We start from the raw sequence: 23172 nt of genomic DNA on the forward strand, positions 1-23172 counted from the left end.
CCGTCAGTGATCCAGAGTCTTCACGAAATCTGTACAACTCCGGTAGTTGAACGCTGTAACGGATTGCTCACGGTTGCCTGTGATGACCCTGTGGGTACGGCTCTGGCCGCTCTGGCCCATCTGTCCGTTCCATGTCAACAAGTCGGGTGTTGTGCACCGGTCGTCCGGGAGCGGGCGGGCCGGGCCGGGCGCTACTACCCCTCCAGGAACGCCACCAGCGCGTTGGCCAGCAGGAACGGGTCGTCGGCGCCGCACAGTTCGCGGGCGCTGTGCATGGAGAGGATGGCCGCGCCGATGTCGACGGTCCGGATGCCGTGGCGGGCCGCGGTGATCGGGCCGATCGTGGTGCCGCAGGGCATGGAGTTGTTGGAGACGAAGGTCTGGAACGGGACCCCGGCCTTCTCGCAGGCGGCGGCGAAGACCGCCCGGCCCGAACCGTCCGTGGCGTACCGGTTGTTGACGTTGACCTTGAGGATCGGGCCGCCGTTGGCGCGGGGGTGGTGCGTCGGGTCGTGGCGCTCGGCGTAGTTGGGGTGGACGGCGTGCCCCATGTCCGAGGAGAGACAGACGGTGCCCGCGAGGGCTCTCGCCCGGTCCTCGTACGACCCGCCGCGCGCCAGCACCGAACGCTCCAGCACGCTGCCGAGCAGCGGACCGTCGGCGCCGGTGTCGGACTGGGAGCCGGTCTCCTCGTGGTCGAAGGCGGCGAGGACGGGGATGTACGGCAGGTCGGCGCCGCCCGCCGCCACGGCCGCCAGCGCCGCCGTTCCGGCGTGCACGGAGAGCAGGTTGTCCAGCCGGGGGCCGGCCATCAGCTCCTGGTCGCGGCCCAGGTAGGCGGGCGGTTCGATGGCGTAGGTCATCAGGTCCCAGCCGGTGACCGAGCCGGCCGGCAGGCCCGACTCCTGCTCCAGGAAGGCGATCAGGTCGCCGTCGCGGACGTCGTCGCCGAGGCCCCAGATCGGCTGGAGGTGGCGCTGCTTGTCCAGCTTGAGGCCCTCGCTGCTGACCGAACGGTCCAGGTGGATGGCGAGCTGGGGCACCCGCAGCAGCGGCCGGTCCACGTCGACGAGGCGGGTGGAGCCGTCGCGCAGGCTGAGCCGGCCGGCCAGGCCCAGGTCCCGGTCGAGCCAGGAGTTCATGAGCGGTCCGCCGTAGATCTCCACGGCGATCTGGCGGAAGCCGTGCGCCCCGGTGTCCGGGCGGGGCTTGACCCGCAGGTTCGGGGAGTCGGTGTGGGCGCCGACGATCCGGAACGGCGTGTGCGGCGCGGCGCCCTCCGGGACGTACCAGGCGATGATCGCGCCGCCGCGCAGCACGTACCGGCCACCCGTGGTGCCGTCCCAGGCGTCGGTCTCGGCGATCTGCCGGAAACCGGCCTTCTCCAGGCGGGCGCCGGCGTTCGCCACGGCGTGGTACGGCGTGGGGCCGGCGGCGAGGAAGGACATCAGGTCGTCGGTGTGACCGCGATCGAAGCGGGAGGGTTCGCTCATGTGCTTCACCTTAACGACGTTCGGTGGCCCGCTCCCCGGAGAGGGAGCGGGCCACCGTGGCGGAACCGGTCGGCCGGAACGGTCAGAAAGCGGCCTCGTCCAGCTCCATCAGGTCGAGTTCGACGTCGGCCGCGATCTTGCGGGCCAGGGTGACGCCCGGCAGCACGTTGGCCGCGAAGAACTTCGCTGCCGCGATCTTGCCGGTGTAGAAGGGGACGTCCTTCGCGGAGGCCGTCTCCAGCTTCTCGGCGGCGACCGCGGCGCCCTTGAGCAGCAGGTAGCCGACGATCACGTCACCGGAGGCGAGCAGCAGGCGGCTGGTGTTGAGGCCGACCTTGTAGATGTTCTTGACGTCCTGCTCGGTGGCCGCGAGGTCGGTCAGCATCAGGCCGACGATCGCCTCCAACTCGACGGCGGCCTTCGCGAGGTGCTCGCGGGCGCCCGCCAGCTCCTCGCCGCCGGTGCCGAGCGCCAGGAACTTCTTGATGTCCTCGGCGAGGGAGTTCAGCGCCGCGCCCTGGTTGCGGACGATCTTCCGGAAGAAGAAGTCCTGGCCTTGGATGGCGGTGGTGCCCTCGTACAGGGTGTCGATCTTGGCGTCGCGGATGTACTGCTCGATCGGATACTCCTGCAGGAAGCCGGAGCCGCCGAAGGTCTGCAGCGACTGGGCGAGCTGCTCGTAGCCCTTCTCGGAGCCGTAGCCCTTGACGATCGGCAGGAGCAGGTCGTTGAGCGCGTGCTCGGACTTCGGGTCCTCGCCGTTCGCCTCCTTGACCGTGATCGCGTCCTGGATCGAGGCGGTGTAGAGGACCAGCGCGCGCATGCCCTCGGCGTACGCCTTCTGCGTCATCAGCGAGCGGCGGACGTCGGGGTGGTGGGTGATGGTGACCTTGGGCGCGGACTTGTCCAGGAAGTTCGCGAGGTCCGGGCCCTGGACGCGCTCCTTGGCGTACTCCAGGGCGTTCAGGTAGCCGGTGGACAGCGTCGAGATGGCCTTCGTGCCGACCATCATGCGGGCGAACTCGATGATCCGGAACATCTGGCGGATGCCCTCGTGCTTGTCGCCGATCAGCCAGCCCTTGGCCGGGTGGCGGTCGCCGAAGGTCATCTCGCAGGTGTTGGAGGCCTTGAGGCCCATCTTGTGCTCGACGTTGGTCGCGTAGACGCCGTTGCGCTCGCCCAGCTCGCCGGTCTCGAAGTCGAAGAGGTACTTCGGGACGAGGAAGAGGGACAGGCCCTTGGTACCGGGACCGGCGCCCTCCGGCCGCGCCAGCACGTAGTGGAGGATGTTCTCCTCCATGTCGTGCTCACCCGAGGTGATGAAGCGCTTGACGCCCTCGATGTGCCAGGAGCCGTCCTCCTGCCGCACCGCCTTGGTACGGCCGGCGCCGACGTCCGAACCCGCGTCGGGCTCGGTGAGCACCATGGTCGAACCCCAGGTCCGGTCCACGGCGAGCTGCGCCCACTTCTTCTGTTCCTCGGTGCCCTCGTCGAAGAGGATGCGGGCGAACGCCGGGCCGGAGGAGTACATCCACACGGCCGGGTTGGCGCCGAGCACCAGCTCCGCGTACGACCAGATCAGCGACGGGGGAGCGGTGGTGCCGCCGATCTCCTCCGGGAGGCCCAGACGCCAGTACTCCGAGTCCATGAAGGCCTTGTAGCTCTTCTTGAAGGATGCCGGGACCGGGGCGGTGTTGGTCTCCGGGTCGAAGACCGGGGGGTTGCGGTCGGCGTCGGCGAAGGACTCCGCGAGCTCGTTCTCGGCGAGCCGGGTCAGTTCCGCCAGGACGCTCTTCGCGGTGTCGGTGTCCATCTCGCCGAACGGACCGGTGCCGTACAGCTTGTCGCGCCCGAGCACTTCGAACAGGTTGAATTCGATGTCGCGGAGGTTGGACTTGTAGTGCCCCATGGTGACGGCTCCGTATCCGGATCGGCGAGGCACTGAATCCTCGCGCAAGCTTTCACATACCAACGAGTAGCTCCGATGATGCTACCCGCCGGTAATAAGACGCAACCCCCATCCGGTGAAGTGTGAGAAGGGTCTACCTTCTCGCGGACGCCGCGTGTCTCGGTAGGCTTGCGCGCATGTATGGATACGGCCAGCCCATGGACGGTGGGGCCGCGCAGCAGCAGTACGCGTCGTCGCAGCAGCAGATGGCCGGCGGCCTCGGCGGGTACGGCCAGCAGCCGCCGCTCTACCCCGAGCCGTCCCCGCCCTCGCTGGCGGACGCGGTGCGCGCCTTCACCACCGGTCAGCTGACCGCCGAGGACTTCCAGCAGGTCTTCGCCACGTCCAAGGTGTACTGCCCGCGCGGCGACAACCCGGGGTTCCTGGCCCTGCACAACACCCAGCAGCCGGTGATCCCGATGTTCACCTCGCTGAAGGAGCTGCGCCGGTACGCGGGCAAGGAGTCCAAGTACTTCGTGATCACCGGCGCGGAGGTCATCGACCTCCTTCCGACCGGCTACGGATTCGTCCTGGACATGGAGGGCGAACACCGGATGGTCTTCGACGCGAAGGCCGTCGAGCAGATGGTTGAGTTCGCGATGCGGCGGATGTACGGGTAACGCTCCGCTGGGAGCGCCGTGATCTGCGGTCTGTCGAGTGTCGGCTGCGGGCCGCTGAAAACTCGTACCCCGAGAACTCACACTGCGAAAACCCACTCCCCGGTTGTCACAGCCATGCCATAGGCTTCGCCCTGGCAGCCGCGCCCCGCACGCAACCGCTCTTCGGCGGTCGTGTCCGGGTGCCGCGCGGCGCTCTCATCCACCCGGCGAATCCGGGTTCTCACTGGGGGTTTCAGCACTGTGCGTATGCGCAGCACTTCGGTCGCGACGGCGCTCGCGGTCGTCTTCAGCTCGGCGGCGCTGAGCGTCGTGGCGGCGGGGACCGCCTCGGCGGCCGCCACCAGCGTCACCAACGTCGGCGGCCTCGTCGTGGACGGCCCGCTCCAGCGGGTGTTCGTCGGCGACGCCGCGAACGGCCGCATCCTCGCGTCCGACTACAACGGCACCCTGGTCGACTCGAACACCGGCCTGGGCAGCGTCAGCGACCTGGCCCTGTCGGACGACGGCAGCACCCTGTACGCGGCCCTGCCCAATACCCACCAGATCCTCGCGCTGGACCCGGCGACGCTGGACGTGAAGGCGACCTACGCCATCCCGACCGACACCGGCCCCCGCCACCTGGGCTTCGCGGGCGGCAAGGCGTGGTTCTCGTACGGCGACCAGTGGGACGGCGACATCGGCTCCGTCGACCCGTCGGTGGACCCGGCGAGCGGGACCGACCCGGTGGCGATGGAGCAGTTCCCCACCGAGGGCACCTCGGTCGGCATCTGGAACCCGGGGCTGCTGGACACCGACCCGACCCGGCCGGGCCTGCTGGCCATCGCCGACACCGGCAGCTCCAGCGACTCCATGGCGGTGCTCGACGTCTCGGACGGCACCGCCAAGCTCACCGCCTGGTACTTCAGCGACTACACCCTGAACAGCGGCATCGGGGACATCGACCTCGTGCCCGGTGCCGACCAGGTGCTGGTCAACGGCACGGACCGGGACGCGTGGGCCGACGGCAAGTTCAGCAAGGCCGGCTCCTACCCCGGCGCCTGGGGTGCCGACGTCGCGGCGAACGGCCTGGTCGCCCAGGTGGGCGACGGCAAGGTCGCGGTCTACCGGCCCGACGCCACCAAGCCGCTGCGCACCTACAGCATCGGCTCCGGGTACGCCGCCACCGTGCGCTGGGCGCCGGACTCCTCGCGGATCTTCGCGCTGGTCCCGAGCGGCAGCTCCTACACGCTCAAGGCGCTGACCCAGCCGACGCTCAACGTGCCGACGCTCACGGTCAACGCCCCGAGCTCGGCGCCCCGCGCCAAGAAGCTCACCGTCACCGGCAAGCTCTCGGCGACGGTCGCGCTGCCCGCCGGCGCCAAGCTCTCCGTCACCCGCACCGACGTCGAGAGCCCCAGCGGCAAGGCGCTCCCCGCCGTCACCGTCAAGGCCGACGGCACCTACTCCTTCGCCGACACCCCGCCGGCCGGCGGCACGGTCACCTACAAGGTCACCTACGCGGGCGACGCCGACCACACCTCGGCCACCGCCTCCGACAAGGTCGCGGTCTCCCGCGCGGCCACGAGCCTGAGCCTGAACAACAACGGCAAGCTGTACAACTACGGCGCCGACGTGAAGTTCACCGCGCACCTGGGGACGACGTACAAGAACCGCTCGGTCAAGATCTACGCGGACCCCTTCGGCGGTGACAAGGGCAAGAAGCTGATCAAGACCGGCAAGGTGGACTCCCACGGGAACATCGCCGCGTGGGTGGACATGACCCGGGACACGGCCGTCTCCGCGGTCTTCGACGGGGACGCCCGCTACGCGCCGAAGACGGTGAAGTCCACGGCGTACGCCCGGGTCAAGATCTCCACCTCGCTCTCCAGGTACTACAAGACGGCGAAGATCGGTTCGACGTCGTACCGCTGGTTCCACAAGAACACCGGCCCGGTGTTCAACACGACCATGACCTACTACCCGGGCCGTGAGCACCGGCTGGACCTGGAGATCTACTACCAGGGGCAGTGGTACCAGACGGACTCCGAGTACTTCAGCCTCGGCACGAACGGCAAGACGTCCGTGCAGTTCGACGCTCCCGGCGAGTCCGGCATCCGGGCGCGGATGCGTTCGGTGTACGTCAACGGTTCGTCCGGCGACACTGTGAACTCCACGACCTACGGCGCGTGGAACTACCTCTACTTCAGCAACTGATCCACCGATCGCCGATCGGAGAACGACCGGGCCCGGAGGGAATGTCCTCCGGGCCTTCTCCGTTAGGGGTAGCAGAAAGTTCAACGCTCAACTAAACTGGGCGCACAAGGAGGAGCCAACATGCCTGCAGTGACTGTCGAGAACCCGCTCACCCTGCCTCGGGTGGCCGCACCGGCCGACGCCGTGGCCCGTCCCGTGCTCGCCGTCACGACCGCGCCGAGCGGTTTCGAGGGCGAGGGTTTCCCGGTGCGCCGGGCGTTCGCGGGGATCAACTACCGCCACCTCGACCCGTTCATCATGATGGACCAGATGGGTGAGGTGGAGTACGCGCCGGGCGAGCCCAAGGGCACCCCCTGGCACCCGCACCGCGGCTTCGAGACCGTCACCTACATCATCGACGGCATCTTCGACCACCAGGACAGCCAGGGCGGCGGCGGCACCATCACCAACGGCGACACCCAGTGGATGACGGCCGGCTCCGGCCTCCTCCACATCGAGGCTCCGCCGGAGTCCCTCGTCATGTCCGGCGGTCTCTTCCACGGCCTCCAGCTGTGGGTGAACCTGCCCGCCAAGGACAAGATGATGGCGCCGAGGTACCAGGACATCCGCGGCGGCCAGGTGCAGTTGCTGACGACCCCCGACGGCGGTGCGCTGCTGCGTGTCATCGCGGGCGAGCTGGACGGTCACGCCGGCCCCGGCATCACCCACACCCCGATCACGATGATCCACGCGACCGTCGCCCCGGGCGCCGAGGTCACGCTGCCCTGGCGCGAGGACTTCAACGGCCTGGCGTACGTGCTGGCCGGCAAGGGTTCGGTGGGCGCGGAGCGCCGTCCGATCCACCTGGGCCAGACGGCCGTCTTCGGCGCGGGCTCCTCGCTCACCGTCCGCGCGGACGAGAAGCAGGACTCGAACACGCCGGACCTGGAGGTCGTGCTGCTCGGCGGGCAGCCGATCCGTGAGCCCATGGCCCACTACGGCCCGTTCGTCATGAACACCAAGGACGAGCTCATGCAGGCCTTCGAGGACTTCCAGAAGGGCCGCCTGGGCACGGTCCCGGCCGTCCACGGCATGACGGAGACCGGCCCGCAGGCCTAACCGACAGCCCCTCCCAGAAGGCCTGATGCCCCTAGGCGCCAGGCCTTCTGCTTTCGCCGACACCTCTTCGCCAACCGTGTCACCTACCTGCTTGTCACTTGCGCTTCTTCACCGCCCGAGTCGCCCTCCTGCCTTCGCCCCCGCTCTTTCACCGACCGAGTCGGGTATCTCCCTTCGGCCTCGCCTTTTTACTGACCGATTCGGGTGGTGGGTGGGCGATGGTTTCGGGGGTCCAGGGGGCGGAGCCCCCTGGTGCGGGGGCTGGAGGTGCGTTCACCCGGGAGGAGGTGTACAGCGGGGCATCCGTCGGCCTCGCATGGTCCGCTAGGACTCGTGCAGCTGTTGCCCGAGCCCGTACGCCGCTTCGCGGCATGGTGTGCCGTGCTGCTGCTGGCCTCCGGGGTCGGCTACGTCGGCATCCGGCTCTGCTCCGAGTTCCGCACCGCGGTGACCCCGGTCCTGCTCGCCCTGCTCGGCACCGCCCTGCTCGGCCCGCTGTACCGACGGCTCGTACGGGTCGGCGTGCACCGCTCCCTCGCCGCCGGCCTCACCTGCGTCGCGGTCGTCGCCGTCGCCGGCGGTGCCGTCTACATCGTCGTCGCGGCCCTCGTCGACACCGGCGACGAGATCGTCGCCTCCCTCAAACACGCCGCGAAGTCCCTCGCCGAGCACTTCGGGGCCGCCGGCACCTCGGTCGGCGACCTGGCCGGCAGCGCCAAGGAGCTGCTCGCCAAGTTCGGCGGCACCGCCGCCTCCAACGTCATCAGCGGAGTCAGCGTGGTCGGCGAGGGCATCGCCATGGCCGTCCTCGCGCTGCTGCTCGTCTTCTTCTTCCTGCGCGACGGAGACCGGGTCGTCTCCACCCTCCGGGCCGTCGCGCCCGGCTCCAGCGCCGACATGGTCGAGGCCATGGCCCGCAGGGCCTTCGAGGGCATCGAGGGCTTCATGCGCGGCACCACCGTGATCGCGTTCATCGACGCCGTCTGCATCACCGTCGGCCTGCTGGTCCTGCGCGTACCGGGGGCCGTCGGGCTCGGCGCGCTCGTCCTCGTCGGCGCCTACATCCCCTACCTCGGCGCCTTCATCTCCGGCGCCGTCGCCGTCCTGGTCGCCCTCGCCGACCGCGGCTTCGTCATCGCGCTGTGGGCGCTGGGCGTCGTACTCGCCGTGCAGGTGCTGGAGGGGCACGTGCTGCAGCCCGTGATCCAGAGCCGGACCGTGCAGATGCATCCGGCGGTGGTGATGCTGACCATCACGGCCGGCGCCTCCGTCGCCGGGATCCTGGGCATGCTGCTGGCGGTACCGCTCACCGCGGCCGCCTTCGGGGTCGTACACGAACTGCGCGCCCGGTACACCACCGGCTGACACCGGCGGCCGGTTCGGGCAGCAGCCCCCGCTACGGCTTGTCGGCCTCGTACAGCTCGAACCAGATGCTCTTGCCCTGCCCGCGCGGGTCGACGCCCCAGGCGTCCGCCAGGATCTCGGTCAGGACCAGGCCGCGGCCGGAGGAGGCCAGCTCGCCGGGGCGGCGCTTGTGCGGGAGGTCGTCGCCGGCGTCGGTGACCTCGACCCGCAGCCGCCGTTCGGGGGCCTGGCCGGAGACCTCGGCGAGCAGCAGCGCGTCCGCGTCGGTGTGGACGAGGACGTTCGTGAGCATCTCGGAGACCAGCAGCACCGCCGAGTCGACCTGGTCGGGCGAGCCCCAGTCGTGCAGCAGCTCGCGCACGTGCTGGCGGGCCTCGGCGACCCGCTCGGGCTCGTCCTGCGCCACCGACAGCAGGGTGCGCCGGATCCGCGGCCGTACGGCCGGCAGCTCGTCGCCCCGGCCGCCGCCCGGCCGGGACAGCAGCAGCACCGCTATGTCGTCCTCGCGGCGGTCGGCCAGCGGCCCGGTGGTGTGGTGCGAGGAGGGCCCGTGCACGGCCTGGACCAGCCCGTCGGCCAGCTTCTCCAGGTTGCCGTCGCCGTGCTCCTCCATGATCGTCCGGATCCGCTGCCAGCCGCTCTCGATGTCGTGGCCGCCGGTCTCGATCAGGCCGTCGGTGCAGATCATCATGGTCTCGCCGGGTTCGAGGGCGAACCGCGTCGTCGGGTAGTCGGCGTCCGGGTCGATGCCGAGCGGCAGCCCGCCCGCCGTCGGCCGCCGCAGCACCGTGCCGTCGGCCATCCGGATCGTCGGGTCCAGATGGCCCGCACGGGCGATCTCCAGCACCCCGGTCGCCGGATCCGCCTCGACGTACAGGCAGGTCGCGAAGCGCAGGTCGGCGTCGTCCTCGGCGTAGGTGATCCCGTGCAGGAAACGGGAGGCCCGGGAGAGCACCGCGTCCGGGCGGTGGCCCTCGGAGGCGTAGGCGCGCAGCGCGATCCGCAGCTGGCCCATCAGCCCCGCGGCCCGTACGTCATGGCCCTGGACGTCGCCGATGACCAGGGCGTGCCGGCCGGACGGCAGCGGGATCATGTCGTACCAGTCGCCGCCCACCTGGAGCCCGCCGCCGGTCGGGATGTAGCGGGCGGCCGTCTCCATGCCGGGTATGTCGGGGCCCAGCGTCGGCAGCATGGAGCGCTGCAGGCCGTCCGTCAGCTCCCGCTCCGAGTCGGCGATCCCGGCCCGGGACAGGGCCTGCGCCAGCATCCGGGCCACCGTGGTGAGCACGGACCGCTCGTCGGGGGTGAACGACACCTCGTAGGTGAAGCCCGCCATCCAGGCGCCCATCGTCCGCCCGGCCACCGTCAGCGGCAGGAACGCCCAGGACTGCCGGCCGAAGCGCTCGGCGAGCGGCCAGCTCACCGGGTAGCGGGACCTGTACTGGTCGGCGGAGGAGAGGTAGACCGCCCGGCCGGTCCGTGCCACCTCGGCCGCCGGGTAGTCGGTGTCCAGCGGCATGCTGGTGAAGGGGCTGTCCTCGTCGATGTCCTGGCCGTGGTGGCCGATCATCATCAGCCGGTCGCCCTTGACCCCGAAGACGACCAGCCCGTCCGGGGAGAACCCCGGCATCGACAGGCCCGCGGCGACCCGCAGGACCTCCTCGGTGGACCGCGCCTCGGCCAGCGCCCGGCCCGCGTCCAGCAGGAACGCCTCCCGGGAGCGCCGCCAGTCACCGGTCACCGGATGCTGCACGGCGGTGCCGGGGGACGGCTCGGAGACCTCCTGGATGGTGCCGGTCACCCGGTACACGCGCTCCTCGGAGTCGTACACCGGCCGGAAACGGCTGCGCACGGTCCGGATCAGCCGGCCCCGCTCGTCCATGACCCGCAGCCGGACCTCGCCGAGGGTGCCCTCGACCGCGGCCAGCCGGGTGATGCTGGTGTTCTCGTTCCAGTCCACGGGGTGGAAACGGGACCGGACCAGGGCCTCCGACAGGACGGACGGTTCGGCCGGCAGCCCGATCAGCCGGGCCGCCTCCGCGTCCGCGGTGACCAGCCCGGTGGCGGTGTCCCAGTGCCACAGCCCGGTCGCGAGGGCGGCGAGGACGTCCTCCACGGCGGGCAGGGGCTCGCCAGTTCGCATTGCCCCACTTTAAGAAGATGAGATCGAAGACTGCCACTGTTTCCGGTGGGATAAATGGTGGGGAGCCGATCTTTGCCTGCCCGGTACCCTTGACGGGTCCGGGCCCCGTAGCCCGTCCCGGTCGAGGAGAGCACCTCGGCAGACCACGAAGAAGAGGAAAACCCGACGATGCATCGGTACAGGTCCCACACCTGCGGCCAGCTCCGCGCCTCTGACGTCGGCACCGACGTCCGGCTGAGCGGCTGGCTGCACAATCGGCGCGACCTGGGCGGCATCCTCTTCATCGATCTGCGCGACCACTACGGCATCACGCAGCTCGTCGCCCGCCCCGGCACCCCGGCGTACGAGGCCTTGGACAAGCTCTCCAAGGAGTCCACGGTCCGCGTCGACGGCCGCGTTGTTTCACGTGGAACCGAGAACATCAACGCCGACCTGCCCACCGGCGAGGTCGAGGTCGAGGTGGGCGAGGTCGAGCTGCTCGGCGCGGCGGCCCCGCTGCCGTTCACGATCAACACCGAGGACGGGGTCAACGAGGAGCGGCGCCTGGAGTACCGCTTCCTGGACCTGCGCCGCGAGCGCATGCACCGCAACATCATGCTGCGCACGGCCGTGATCTCCGCCATCCGCCACAAGATGGTCGCCCTCGGCTTCAACGAGATGGCCACCCCGATCCTCACCGCGACCTCCCCCGAGGGCGCCCGTGACTTCGTGGTCCCCTCCCGTCTGAACGCGGGCAAGTTCTACGCCCTGCCGCAGGCCCCGCAGCAGTTCAAGCAGCTGCTGATGATCTCCGGCTTCGACCGCTACTTCCAGATCGCGCCCTGCTTCCGCGACGAGGACGCCCGCGCCGACCGCTCGCCCGGCGAGTTCTACCAGCTCGACGTCGAGATGAGCTTCGTCGAGCAGGAGGACGTCTTCCGCCCGATCGAGCAGCTGATGACCGAGCTCTTCGAGGAGTTCGGCAACGGCCGGCACGTGACGTCCCCGTTCCCGCGGATCCCGTTCCGCGAGGCGATGCTGAAGTACGGCTCCGACAAGCCGGACCTCCGCGCCCAGCTGGAGCTCGTCGACATCACCGACATCTTCGAGGGCTCGGAGTTCAAGGCCTTCGCCGGCAAGCACGTCCGCGCGCTGCCGGTCCCGGCGGTCCAGGACCAGCCCCGCAAGTTCTTCGACCAGCTCGGCGACTACGCGGTCTCGCAGGGCGCCAAGGGCCTGGCCTGGGTCCGCGTCGGCGAGGACGGCTCGCTGACCGGCCCGATCGCCAAGTTCCTCACCGAGGACAACGTCGCCGAGCTCACCAAGCGGCTCCAGCTGGCCGCCGGGCACGCCGTCTTCTTCGGCGCGGGCGAGTTCGACGAGGTCTCCAAGATCATGGGCGCGGTGCGGGTCGAGGCCGCCAAGCGTGCCGGGCACTTCGAGGAGAACGTCTTCCGGTTCTGCTGGATCGTCGACTTCCCGATGTTCGAGAAGGACGAGGAGACCGGGAAGATCGACTTCTCGCACAACCCGTTCTCGATGCCCCAGGGCGGCATGGCGGCCCTGGAGACCCAGGACCCGCTGGACATCCTCGCCTGGCAGTACGACATCGTCTGCAACGGTGTCGAGCTGTCCTCCGGCGCCATCCGGAACCACGAGCCCGACATCATGCTCAAGGCCTTCGGCATCGCGGGCTACGACGAGGAGACCGTCGAGCGCGAGTTCGCCGGCATGCTCCGAGCCTTCCGCTTCGGCGCCCCGCCGCACGGCGGCATCGCCCCGGGCGTGGACCGCATCGTCATGCTCCTCGCCGACGAGCCGAACATCCGCGAGACGATCGCCTTCCCGCTCAACGGCAACGCCCAGGACCTGATGATGGGCGCCCCGACCGAGCTGGACGAGACCCGCCTGCGCGAGCTGCACCTTTCCATCCGGAAGCCGCAGCCGAAGTAAGCCGGATTCTGAAGCAGGGCCGGAAATCGCCGTAGATTTCCGGCCCTCTTCTTTTTGTGCCCGCGGGTGTCTTCAGATTTCTTGGTCTGCCACAGGTCATTCCCATCGCCCGGACAGTGTTCTTACCTAGCGTCCCGGTCATGACGGGAACACAGAAGCCGGCACACAAACGGGATCTCACGCGGCGCAAGGTGGTCGTGGCGGGCGGCGCGGCCGTGGCGGTCGCGGGCGTCGGCGGCACCCTCGCCGCCAGCGCCTTCGCGGACGAGACGACGACGACCGCCACCGCGTCCAGCAGCGCGGCGGAGACCTGCTACAAGCTGACCTCGGAGACCACCGAGGGTCCCTACTACATCGACGCGGACAAGATCCGCCGGGACATCACCGAGGACAAGGAGGGCATCCCGCTCACCCTGAGCCTGCGGGTGATCGACTCCGAGACCTGCAAGCCGGTGCGCAACGCGGCCGTCGACATCTGGCACTGCGACGCCCTCGGCATCTACTCGGGCTACGAGAGCCTGTCCACCGGCGGCGGCTCGGCCCCCTCGGACGCCCCCTCCGGCACCCCCACGGGTGAGCCCCCGTCCGGCGCGCCCTCCGGTGGCACCGGCGGTGGCGGCCAGCACGAGGACCCCACCAGCGACACCCGCTACCTGCGCGGCACCTGGAAGACCGACCAGCACGGCCGGGTGAGCTTCAAGACCATCTTCCCGGGCTGGTACCGGGGCCGCTGCGTGCACGTCCACGTCAAGGTGCACGTCGACGGCAAGTGGACCGACGCCGGTTACGAGGGCGGGCACACCTGCCACACCGGCCAGTTCTTCTTCGCGGAGGAGGCGGTCATCGCCTCGGCCGCCGTCACGCCGTACTCCACCAGCACCACCGAGCGGACCACGCTCACCGAGGACACGATCTACGACCAGTCCGGCACCCAGGGCGGTCTCCTCAAGCTGGAGTACCACAAGAAGGACATCGCGAAGGGCGTCCGCGCGTCCCTCACGGTCGGCGTCGAGCCCGACGCGACGCACGACGGCACGGACGACTCGGTCCAGCCGAGCGCCTCGGCGTCGGCCACGTCCAGCTGACACACGTACACACCCTGCACCCGGAAAAGGCGTCGTACTCGGTTACGGCGCCTTTTCCAATGTTTTTCGGAGACTTGTCCGACGGGTCGGGCGGTGGTTTCCGGCCTTAATTCCCCGTGCTGGAAAAAGAGCACCGCTTTCTCAGCTCGCTCCCAGCTTTCCTACCTAGCTTCCAGCCGCATGACAGACAACGAACAGCTCGATGAGCGGCGTCCGGGCGACCCGACCCGGCGCAAGGTCGTCGTCGTGGGCGCGGGCACGGTCGCGGCGGTGGGTCTGGGCGGGGCGTTCGCCGTGAACGCCGTCGCCGGGGAGAGAAAGGGCCCGGGGCACGGGCCCCGGCCGGAACCGCCGGCGGACTGCTACCAGCTGACCTCGGAGACCACCGAGGGCCCCTACTACATCGACGCGGACAAGATCCGCCAGGACATCACCGAGGACCGGACGGGCATCCCGCTGACCCTCGCCCTGCGGGTGATCGACACCGAGACCTGCCGCCCGGTGCGCAACGCGGCGGTGGACATCTGGCACTGCGACGCGATCGGCTACTACTCGGGCTACGAGGCGTCCAGCGGAGGCGGCGGAGGCGGCGGCCCCGCGCCGACCGGCTCCCCGACCGGTACGCCCACGGACGCCCCGACCGGACCCCCGCCCGGCGGTGGCGGCGGCCACCAGGACCCCACCGACGACAAGCGCTACCTGCGCGGCACCTGGCGCACCGACCGGCACGGCCATGTCACCTTCAAGACCGTCTTCCCGGGCTGGTACCGGGGCCGCTGCGTGCACGTCCACGTCAAGGTGCACGTCGACGGGGAGTGGACGGACGCCGGGTACGAGGGCGGGCACACCTGCCACACCGGCCAGTTCTTCTTCGACGAGGAGTCCGTCATCGCGACGACGACCCTCGACCCGTACGTCACCAACACCACCGAGCGGACCACGCTCACCGAGGACACGATCTACGACCAGTCCGGCACCGCAGGCGGTCTGCTCAAGCTCCGCTACCGCAAGGACGACATCGCCAAGGGCGTACTGGGCTCGATCACCATGACCGTGGACTCCGACGCCACCAACGACGGCGAGGACGGCGGCGGCCCGGCCCCGTCCGCCTCGGCATCACCGTCGGCCTCGGCAAGCTGATCCAGCCGATCCGGGGGGACGGCCGGTACGACACCCGTCGCACCGGCCGTCCCCCCCGCGCCGGTCAGGACAGGGACTTGTACGAGCCCCACCCGGAGGCGATCTTCACCCGCACCCCGAACGACCCCTTGCCGGTCCCGCTGCAGCGGTACACGTTTCCGGAGGTGTCGCGGGCGACCAGGTCGGCCTTTCCGTCCCCGGTGATGTCACCCACCCCCACCACGACGTTGTACGACCCGCCCCAGGCGCCGGACAGCTTCACCCGCGCCTTGAAGGTGCCCTTGCCGGTGCCGCTGTAGCGGTACAGGTTGTTGGACTTGTCCTGGGCGAGCAGGTCGCCGACGCCGTCCCCGTCGAGGTCGCCGACACCGACGATCTTCTTGTACGTCTTCCAGTCGTCGTACAGCTTCACGCGCGCGGAGAGCTTGCCGGTACTGGTGCCCTTGTAGAGGTAGACCGCGCCGGTGGAGGCGTTGCGGGCGAGCAGGTCGGGCCGCCCGTCCTTGGTGACGTCACCCGGCGAGGTGAGGACGTCGTACTGGGTCCAGCCGCTGCTGCCGAGGGTCGTGTACGAGGTCGACGGCGTGAGCGCCTTGCCGCAGGCCGGCTTGTACAGGCGCAGGGCCCCGCCGCCGGTTCGCACGACGACGTCGTTGCAGCGGTCGCCGCTGAGGTCGCCGAAGGGCACGAACCTGGTGGACGTGGCCCAGCCGGAGCCGGTGACCTTGCCGGAGAACGTGCCGGTGCGGGTGCCCAGCTGGTACGTCAGCCCGCCCGAGGAGCTGAGCGCGAGCAGGTCGCCTGCCCCGTCCGGGGTCGCCGCCGCACCGCCGAAGTCCCGGGCGACGGCCGCGCCGCCGGTCACCGTGACCTTGCCGGAGGCCAGCTTCACGGCCGTCGCCGCACCCTCTTGGGCGGCGCTCAGCGTCCAGTTCAGGGGACCGTTGAGGGCATAAGCCCCGGACGCCGTACGACCGTTCCAGCTCGGCGCGACGGTCAGGCCGTCGGTCGAGCCGGTGAGCGTCCGGACGGTCTTCCCGGCCGCGTCCGTGAGCGCCACCGTCCAGGACGAGGTGGGGCGGCTGAGCGTCCAGGTGGGCGCCCAGACCTTGCTCGCGGCGGTGGTGCCCTTGAGGGCGGCGGTCGCCGGCACACTCGACCCGCTCACGGCGAGCGCGGGCCAGGCGGTGCGGCTGCCCCACAGCTGGGCGTTGGCGCTGCCGTTCGGGGCGCCGGACCAGACGGCGGTGGCGCTGCCGTCCTCGCCGACGCTGACCCGGCCGAGGACGTAGGCGGCCGACGAGCCCGGCAGCGCCGTCGGGGCGCTCCACGCGCCGTCGCTGCCCACGGACTCCACCAGGTTCCGCTTGCTGCCGACGTCCTGCGGCCACAGGGCGTGCACGGTGCCGTCGTCGGCGATGACGGCGTCCCAGGCCTCGGGCACGTACGACGTGGAGAGCGTCCGCACGGCCGACCAGGCGCCGGTGGCGGCGTCACGGGTGGCGGTGCGGGTGCTGAACGTCGTGGTGTAGTCGACCCAGACCAGGGTGACGTCGCCGTCCGGGGCGATGAGCGGTTCGGGGGTCCCGGCCAGGTTCTCGGTGGGGGTCACCGCGTCGGGCGCCGACCAGGTGCCGTCGCCGCCGCGGGTGGCGGTGCGGATGGTCTGGTCCTCGGACTCGTCGGTGGCCTTGAAGGCGACCGTCGCGGTGCCGTCGTCGGCGGCGCCGACCTCGGGGGCGCTGACGGACTGGTAGGTGGGGCTCGCGGCGGCCGGGGCGGTCCAGCCGGCGGCACCGGCCGCGCGGGAGACGGTCCGTACCGAGGCCGACGGGCCGTCGGTCTGCTTGTAGACGACCACCGTGGTGCCGTCGGAGGTGACCGCGACGCTCGGCGAGGTCGCCCCGTCGGCACCGTCCGCGACCGTGTCGCTGAGCCGCGCGGGAGCCGACCAGGTGCCGTCGGTCCCCCGGGTGGCCCCGTACACCTCCCACGGGGCGCTGGAACCCGGCGACCTGGAGCTCCATACGGCGGTGAGCGTGCCGTCGGGGGCCTCGGCGAGGTCGAGGCCGCCGTCGCCCCAGGAGGCGTCGGTGCCGACGACATCGACGGGCGCGGACCAACCGGAGTGGTCGGCCGCGAGCACGGAGCTGACGACCCGGGTGTCGAAGGGCCCGGACCCCGGCGCGGTCTCGTCGGGGTACTCCCGCCACAGCGCGGTGACCGTGCCGTCGGCGGAGGCGTGCAGCTTGGCTTTGCCCGCTTCGTCCGGGGTGGTGGCGAGCAGCGCCGGGGTGCCCCAGGTGTCGCTGCCGGCCGGCCTGACGGCGGCGTACACCTTGCGTTCGGCGGATCCCGCGGCCGCGAACTGGTCCCAGATCGCGACGGCGGACCCGTCCGGGGTGGTGACGAGATCCATCACCGAGGTGGAGACATCGGTGCCGGTGAGAGCCGTGGCCGAGGTCCATGGCACGACCGGGGCCGCCACGGCCGTCGTAGGAAGCACGGCGCCACCCGCCATCGCCAGTGCCACCGAAGAGATCGCGACCGCCAGCCGGCGGCGCGGCAGGGCGTATCTGCCCACGTGAGTGTCCCTCCCTGCGAGGGTCCCCTGCCCTCGCACAAGTGAGCGGACATTAGCAGCAGTTGGACGTGGACACGCTGGTCAGGTGTCGTACCGGCCGTCCCAGGGCTCGCCGAAGCCCAGGTGGTCGGGGTAGAGCTCGGCCCATCCCCCGTCCTCGTCCTCCTTCGCCACCAGACCGAAGAACACGCCGTCCACGGTGAGCTGGAACGGGCGGATGGCTATGTCCGTGTACGTGCGCCGGGGCAGGCTGCGCAGCATGCCCGCCAGGTGCGCGCGGGCCCGGGCCAGCACCGAACCGGCGCCCTCCGGATCGAGTTGCTGCTCGGCCCAGCTGCCCGCGCACCAGATCTGGGAGTCGCGGTAGCGGCCCTCGGCGTCGAAGAGATGGAGCACCGCGTAGAGCCGTTTCTGCTCCTCCCAGCCCTCGTCGAGCCGGAACCCCTCGGGGAACGCGTAGGTGACCGACGCCAGGAACTGGCCGCCGGTGTAGTGACCGATGGCCTCGGTACGGCCGTGGGGCTCGTAGGCGATCGGGATGAGCTCAGGGGGTGCCATGGCGAAACCATACGGATGTGTCGTGGGCATGGAGGAATCGGGGGCGGCCGGGTGCCACCGGTCTCTCCGGCAGGGAACGGCTGCCCGGGTCAACTTTCGCCGCCCGCCCGCGATACGGGCACCGTACGGCGGAAAAATTCACGGCAACCTTTTGGATCTCCACAACCACAGAGGAGTCGGAAGCCCGTTCACGCGGGCTCGCCCCCAACACCCGGAAGAACGTAAGGACTCCCCCGTGGCCTCTGTCTCTCACCGTCGGTCCCTTCGCAAGCGTCGTACTCTCGTCGTCTCCGCCGCCGTGGTGGCGGCCGGGGTCGGGGCCGGGGCGCTCGTGCTGAGCGCGAACGCGTCCGGTGCCGACCTGTATCACCAGACGCTCGCCGCGAAGGACGGCTGGGCGTCCTCGGGTACGGGCACGACCGGTGGTGCGAAGGCCGACTCCGCGCACACCTTCACGGTGTCCACCCGCGCCCAGCTGGTGAAGGCGCTGGGGTCGGCGAGCGACACCACCGCGCGCATCATCAAGGTCAAGGGCACCATCGACGCCAACACCGACGACAGCGGCAAGAAGCTGACGTGCGCGGACTACGCGGCGGGCACGGGCTACTCGCTCACCTCGTACCTGAAGGCGTTCGACCCGTCGACGTACGGCCGTTCCAAGCTGCCCTCCGGTACGCAGGAGACCGCCCGGGCCGCCGCGCAGAAGAAGCAGGCGGCGAACATCGTCTTCAAGGTCCCCGCCAACACCACGATCGTCGGCGTCCCCGGCACCAAGGCCGGGATCACCGGCGGCATGCTCCAGATCCAGAAGGTCGACAACGTCATCGTCCGCAACCTGACGTTCGCCGACACCGAGGACTGCTTCCCGCAGTGGGACCCGACCGACGGCGACAGCGGCAACTGGAACTCCGAGTACGACGCGGTCACCCTGCGCGGGGCCACGCACGTCTGGGCCGACCACAACACGTTCAGCGACGCCGGCCACTTCGACAGCCTCAACCCGAAGTACTACGGCCGTGAGTACCAGGTGCACGACGGCGAACTCGACATCACCAAGAGCTCGGACCTGGTCACCGTCGAGCAGAACCGGTTCACCAGCCACGACAAGACGATGCTGATCGGCAGCAGCGACAGCGAGCCGAGCGGCAAGCTGCGCGTCACCCTGCACCACAACGTCTGGAAGGGCATCGTCCAGCGCGCCCCGCTCACCCGCGTCGGCCAGGTCCACCTCTACAACAACGTCTACGACGTGACGCCCCTGAACGGCTACGCGCTCCAGTACAGCATCAACTCCCGCGCCAAGGCCCAGGTCGTGGCCCAGAACAACTACTGGACCGTGCCCGGCTCCATCAAGGTCTCCAAGCTCCTCAGCGGCGACGGCACCGGCTCGGTCGCCGGCAGCGGCAACCTCGTCAACGGCACGACCACCGACCTCGTCGCCGCCTACAACGCCGCGAACTCCAAGAAGATCAAGACGACCGTGAACTGGACCCCGACCCTGACGGCGGGCCTGGAGTCCAGCGCGAAGAACCTGCCGGCGGAGCTGGCGAAGTCGGCGGGGGCGGGTGTGCTGACCGCGAGCTGAGAACTTGTTCGCGGCGGTGCTGGTGCTGGGGCCGGTGAGCTGACGGGCCGGGGGGTCAGGTCTGGGGGGACTTGGGCTGGGAGCGGCGGACGCGGCGGCGTAGGGCCGGGCCGAGGCGGACCAGGAGGCGTTTGTCGATGCCGGTGACGCGGCGGTCCATCGCGGACAGCTGCTTGGCGGCGGCCTTCAGCTCCTTGCGGAGTGCTTCGAGCTGGCGGGTGGTCTCGGTGGCGCGCTTCTCGGCGGTGGTCAGCCGGGTGCGCAGTTCCCTGTTCTCCTTGGCGTGCCGGTCGGCCTTGGCGTCCGCCGCGGTGATCCGCTCGCGGAGCCGGCTGAACCGGTAGCGCAGCTGGCCGTCGTCGCCGCCGTCCCAGACCGGCATCGACGGGGGCAGGTCGAGGCCGGCCAGCCGGGCGTCGAAGGCGGCGCCGCCGTCGCCGTGGGTGTAGGTGTTCTCCAGGTCGTTGCGGTCGAGGAAGGCGATGATGCGCTCGAAGCGCTCACCGTGTCCCTTGACCATCGCGGAGAAGTCGGCGTCCTCGTACAGGTCACGCGGGTCGGTGCCGGCGTCCAGCTCGGTGATCGGGCGGTGCGGGATGTCGAAGTAGCGGCACAGTTCGAGGGTGCGCGAGTCGTGGGTGAGGACGACGCTCGGGGTGCCGGCCAGCAGGGCGGCGACATTGCCGTGGATCCGGGTGCCGTACGCGAAGTCGTAGCCGCGCAGCTCGTCGATCCAGGTGGCCGGGTCCAGCGGCATGCGGACCTTGTTCTCCTGGAGCAGGGCGTGGCTGAGCTGGAGCGGGAAGGGGTCGGTGTGGCCGGACTCCGGGGAGGTGTCGCCCCACAGCAGCAGCTCCGCGTCGACGGAGTTCTGCGCGTAGTAGGTGAGGTGGGGGTAGCGCTCCCAGGCGTGCCGGGCGATGCCCGCTATGTCGCCGACGGGTATCGCGTCCGGGGAGAGGTTCAGGGCGATGCGGGAGGCGGCGGTCAGCTCCGTGGCCCGGATCTCCGGGAAGGTGTCGCCGTACAGGAACATCGACGGGCAGCCGATGATGTCGACGTCGTGGAAGCCGAGGCTCTTGAGGTAGTCCGAGGTCAGCTCGCCGCGTACGCCGATGGAGGCGGAGCGGTCCAGGACCGCTCGGGCGAAGCGGCGGACCGAGTCGGCCATCGGGTTCAGCCACTCGGTGTCGTAGTCCGCGGGGGCCTGGGCGCCGACGCCGAACACCACGACCGGGATGGTGAGCTGCTCGATCAGCGTCGAGAGCCGGTCGAGGGAGGCGCGGAAGGTCGGGCGGAAGGCGTTGGCGAGCGGTACGACGAACACGTCGTACCGCTCGTTGATCTCCGCGGCGCGGCGGGCCGAGGGGTCGGTGCGGATGCCGTTGGACGTCACCTCGGTGTCCGGGGTGGTCAGCATCTTGTGCGCCGAGTCGCTGAAGATCAGGTTCCCGGTGTTGGTCCCGATCAGGTCCTGGTGGATGAACTCCGCCGGAGTGGCGACGCGGAACGGGCTCTTGCCGGAGCGGATCAGGATGCGTTTCACGAACGGCACCTTATCCCGGAGGTAAATGCAGAGTGAAGAAGAAGTAAGAGACTGGTCGGTCTCTTACCTGCGATATGGCTCACGTACGCCGAAGGGCCGGCGGGAGGGGTCCTCCGGCCGGCCCTTCGGGGGGTGGCTCTATGCGGTGGTCTCGCCGCCGAAGCGGGTCTTGTACGTCTCCAGGTCCTCGTCCGTGAGCTTCGCGAACAGGACCGGGGGCACGGTGAAGGGGGTGCCGGCCGGGACGGCGGCCAGTGCCTTCGCCTCGTCGGCGGTGACCCAGGACGCGGTGTCGTCGGCGAGGGCGAACGCCTCGCGCATCGTCTTCGCCGTCGCCGGGATGAAGGGCTCCGAGACCACCGCGTAGAGGTGGATCAGGTTCATCGCGGTGCGGAGGGTGAGCGCCGCGCCGTCCTTGTCGGTCTTGATCTCCAGCCAGGGGGCCTTCTCCTCCAGGTAGGAGTTGCCGGCCGACCACAGGGCGCGCAGGGCCGCGGCGGCCTTGCGGAACTGGAGGGACTCCATGTGGGACTCGTACTCGGCGAGGAGCGCGGCGATCTCCGTGCCGAGCTTCGCCTCCGCCTCGCCGGGGGTGCCGCCGGCCGGGACGTCGTCGCCGAAGCGCTTCCTGGAGAAGGACAGGACGCGGTTGACGAAGTTGCCGAGGGTGTCGGCCAGGTCCTTGTTCACCGTCGCCGTGAAGTGCTCCCAGGTGAAGGACGAGTCGTCCGACTCGGGGGCGTTGGCGATGAGGAAGTAGCGCCAGTAGTCGGCGGGGAGGATGTCGAGGGCCTGGTCGGTGAAGACGCCGCGCTTCTGCGAGGTGGAGAACTTGCCGCCGTAGTACGTCAGCCAGTTGAAGGCCTTGACGAAGTCGACCTTCTTCCACGGCTCGCGGACGCCGAGTTCGGTGGCCGGGAACATCACCGTGTGGAAGGGGACGTTGTCCTTCGCCATGAACTCCGTGTAGCGGACGTCGGCGTCGACGTCGTACCACCAGGACTTCCAGTCGCGGGTCTCCCCGGCGGGTGCCGCGTCCGCCCACTCCTTCGTCGCGCCGATGTACTCGATCGGGGCGTCGAACCAGACGTAGAAGACCTTGCCCTCGGCCGCCAGCTCGGGCCAGGTGTCGGCCGGGACGGGGACGCCCCAGTCCAGGTCACGGGTGATCGCTCGGTCGTGCAGGCCCTCGGTCAGCCACTTGTGGGCGATGGAGGAGGCCAGCTGCGGCCAGTCCTTGTCGTGCTTCGAGACCCACTCGCGGACCTCGTTCTCCAGCTTGGACTGGAGGAGGAAGAGGTGCTTGGTCTCGCGGATCTCCAGGTCCGTGGAGCCGGAGATCGCCGAGCGCGGGTTGATCAGGTCGGTCGGGTCCAGGACGCGGGTGCAGTTCTCGCACTGGTCGCCGCGGGCCTTGTCGTAGCCGCAGTGCGGGCAGGTGCCCTCGACGTAGCGGTCCGGGAGGAAGCGGCCGTCGACCGGGCTGTACACCTGGCGGATCGACCGCTCCTCGATGAAGCCGTTCTCGTTCAGACGGCGGGCGAAGTGCTGGGTGATCTCGCGGTTCTCGGCGGAGGAGCTCCGGCCGAAGTAGTCGAACGCGAGTGCGAAGCCGTCGTAGACCGCCTTCTGCGCGTCGTGCGCCTGGGCGCAGAACTCGTCGACCGGGAGGCCCTGCTCCTTCGCGGCGAGCTCGGCGGGGGTGCCGTGCTCGTCCGTCGCGCAGATGTAGAGGACCTCGTGGCCGCGCTGGCGGAGGTACCGGGAGTACACGTCCGCCGGGAGCATGGACCCCACCATGTTGCCCAGGTGCTTGATCCCGTTGATGTACGGAAGGGCGCTGGTGATGAGGTGTCGAGCCATCGGGGGCTGCTCCCAGGTC

15 protein-coding genes are annotated in these 23172 nt (G+C 70.0%); 8 read left to right on the forward strand and 7 right to left on the reverse strand.

Annotated features, from left to right (window positions below):
* Positions 1–194: 194 nt before the first annotated feature.
* A complete protein-coding gene (locus ACGF5O_RS18370; RefSeq protein WP_393810891.1) occupies positions 195–1493 on the reverse strand; it encodes a M18 family aminopeptidase in 1299 nt (432 codons plus the stop codon).
* A gap of 82 nt (positions 1494–1575) precedes the next feature.
* Complete coding sequence (locus ACGF5O_RS18375; protein WP_393810892.1) at positions 1576–3402, reverse strand: acyl-CoA dehydrogenase; 1827 nt, start codon at positions 3400–3402, stop codon at positions 1576–1578.
* 176 nt (positions 3403–3578) lie between these two features.
* Here ACGF5O_RS18375 and ACGF5O_RS18380 point away from each other — a divergent pair, with 176 nt between their 5' ends.
* From ACGF5O_RS18380 to ACGF5O_RS18395, 4 genes are all read left to right on the forward strand, one after another.
* Complete coding sequence (locus ACGF5O_RS18380; RefSeq protein ID WP_351486434.1) at positions 3579–4061, forward strand: SseB family protein; 483 nt, start codon at positions 3579–3581, stop codon at positions 4059–4061.
* Positions 4062–4307: 246 nt separating this feature from the next.
* Positions 4308–6254, forward strand: a complete 1947-nt coding sequence (locus ACGF5O_RS18385; RefSeq protein ID WP_393810893.1) for a YncE family protein — start codon at positions 4308–4310, stop codon at positions 6252–6254.
* Between the two features lie 120 nt (positions 6255–6374).
* Entirely contained in the window at positions 6375–7352 is a 978-nt protein-coding gene (locus tag ACGF5O_RS18390) for a pirin family protein (protein ID WP_393810894.1), read from the forward strand.
* Positions 7353–7685: 333 nt separating this feature from the next.
* Positions 7686–8717 (forward strand): AI-2E family transporter, encoded by a 1032-nt coding sequence (locus ACGF5O_RS18395; protein ID WP_393810895.1) that lies wholly within the window; start codon positions 7686–7688, stop codon positions 8715–8717.
* A 31-nt stretch (positions 8718–8748) separates the two neighbouring features.
* Here ACGF5O_RS18395 and ACGF5O_RS18400 read toward each other — a convergent pair whose 3' ends face one another.
* The gene (locus tag ACGF5O_RS18400) at positions 8749–10860 is read right to left on the reverse strand and encodes a SpoIIE family protein phosphatase (protein ID WP_393810896.1); all 2112 of its coding nucleotides are present in this window, start codon (positions 10858–10860) and stop codon (positions 8749–8751) included.
* A 168-nt stretch (positions 10861–11028) separates the two neighbouring features.
* On the opposite strand from ACGF5O_RS18400, the gene aspS reads away from it, so the two are divergent.
* The 3 genes from aspS to ACGF5O_RS18415 all read left to right on the forward strand — a co-directional run bounded on the left by aspS (position 11029) and on the right by ACGF5O_RS18415 (position 15017).
* The gene (gene aspS, locus ACGF5O_RS18405; protein WP_362580487.1) at positions 11029–12792 is read left to right on the forward strand and encodes an aspartate--tRNA ligase; all 1764 of its coding nucleotides are present in this window, start codon (positions 11029–11031) and stop codon (positions 12790–12792) included.
* A 140-nt stretch (positions 12793–12932) separates the two neighbouring features.
* Positions 12933–13877 carry a dioxygenase gene (locus tag ACGF5O_RS18410; protein ID WP_393810897.1) on the forward strand — a complete coding sequence of 315 codons (945 nt, stop codon included), beginning with the start codon at positions 12933–12935 and terminating at the stop codon, positions 13875–13877.
* A gap of 180 nt (positions 13878–14057) precedes the next feature.
* Complete coding sequence (locus ACGF5O_RS18415) at positions 14058–15017, forward strand: dioxygenase (RefSeq protein ID WP_393810898.1); 960 nt, start codon at positions 14058–14060, stop codon at positions 15015–15017.
* Between the two features lie 64 nt (positions 15018–15081).
* Here the strand turns inward: ACGF5O_RS18415 and ACGF5O_RS18420 are convergent, their stop codons facing one another.
* Together ACGF5O_RS18420 and ACGF5O_RS18425 are read right to left on the reverse strand one after the other, a co-directional pair.
* Entirely contained in the window at positions 15082–17601 is a 2520-nt protein-coding gene (locus ACGF5O_RS18420; RefSeq protein ID WP_393810899.1) for an FG-GAP-like repeat-containing protein, read from the reverse strand.
* An 81-nt stretch (positions 17602–17682) separates the two neighbouring features.
* On the reverse strand, positions 17683–18159 hold the full coding sequence (locus ACGF5O_RS18425; protein WP_393810900.1) for a hypothetical protein: 477 nt from the start codon (positions 18157–18159) through the stop codon (positions 17683–17685).
* 235 nt (positions 18160–18394) lie between these two features.
* Between ACGF5O_RS18425 and ACGF5O_RS18430 the strand changes: the two genes are divergently transcribed.
* A complete protein-coding gene (locus ACGF5O_RS18430) occupies positions 18395–19744 on the forward strand; it encodes a polysaccharide lyase family 1 protein (protein ID WP_393810901.1) in 1350 nt (449 codons plus the stop codon).
* Positions 19745–19799: 55 nt separating this feature from the next.
* On the opposite strand, the gene ACGF5O_RS18435 is transcribed toward ACGF5O_RS18430, so the two are convergent.
* Together ACGF5O_RS18435 and metG are read right to left on the reverse strand one after the other, a co-directional pair.
* The gene (locus tag ACGF5O_RS18435; RefSeq protein ID WP_393810902.1) at positions 19800–21290 is read right to left on the reverse strand and encodes a polysaccharide pyruvyl transferase family protein; all 1491 of its coding nucleotides are present in this window, start codon (positions 21288–21290) and stop codon (positions 19800–19802) included.
* Between the two features lie 138 nt (positions 21291–21428).
* Positions 21429–23153 carry a methionine--tRNA ligase gene (metG, locus tag ACGF5O_RS18440; protein WP_393810903.1) on the reverse strand — a complete coding sequence of 575 codons (1725 nt, stop codon included), beginning with the start codon at positions 23151–23153 and terminating at the stop codon, positions 21429–21431.
* Positions 23154–23172 lie beyond the last annotated feature (19 nt).

The sequence above is a fragment of the Streptomyces sp. NPDC048291 genome (assembly GCF_043201715.1).
In the GTDB taxonomy this organism is placed as follows: domain Bacteria; phylum Actinomycetota; class Actinomycetes; order Streptomycetales; family Streptomycetaceae; genus Streptomyces.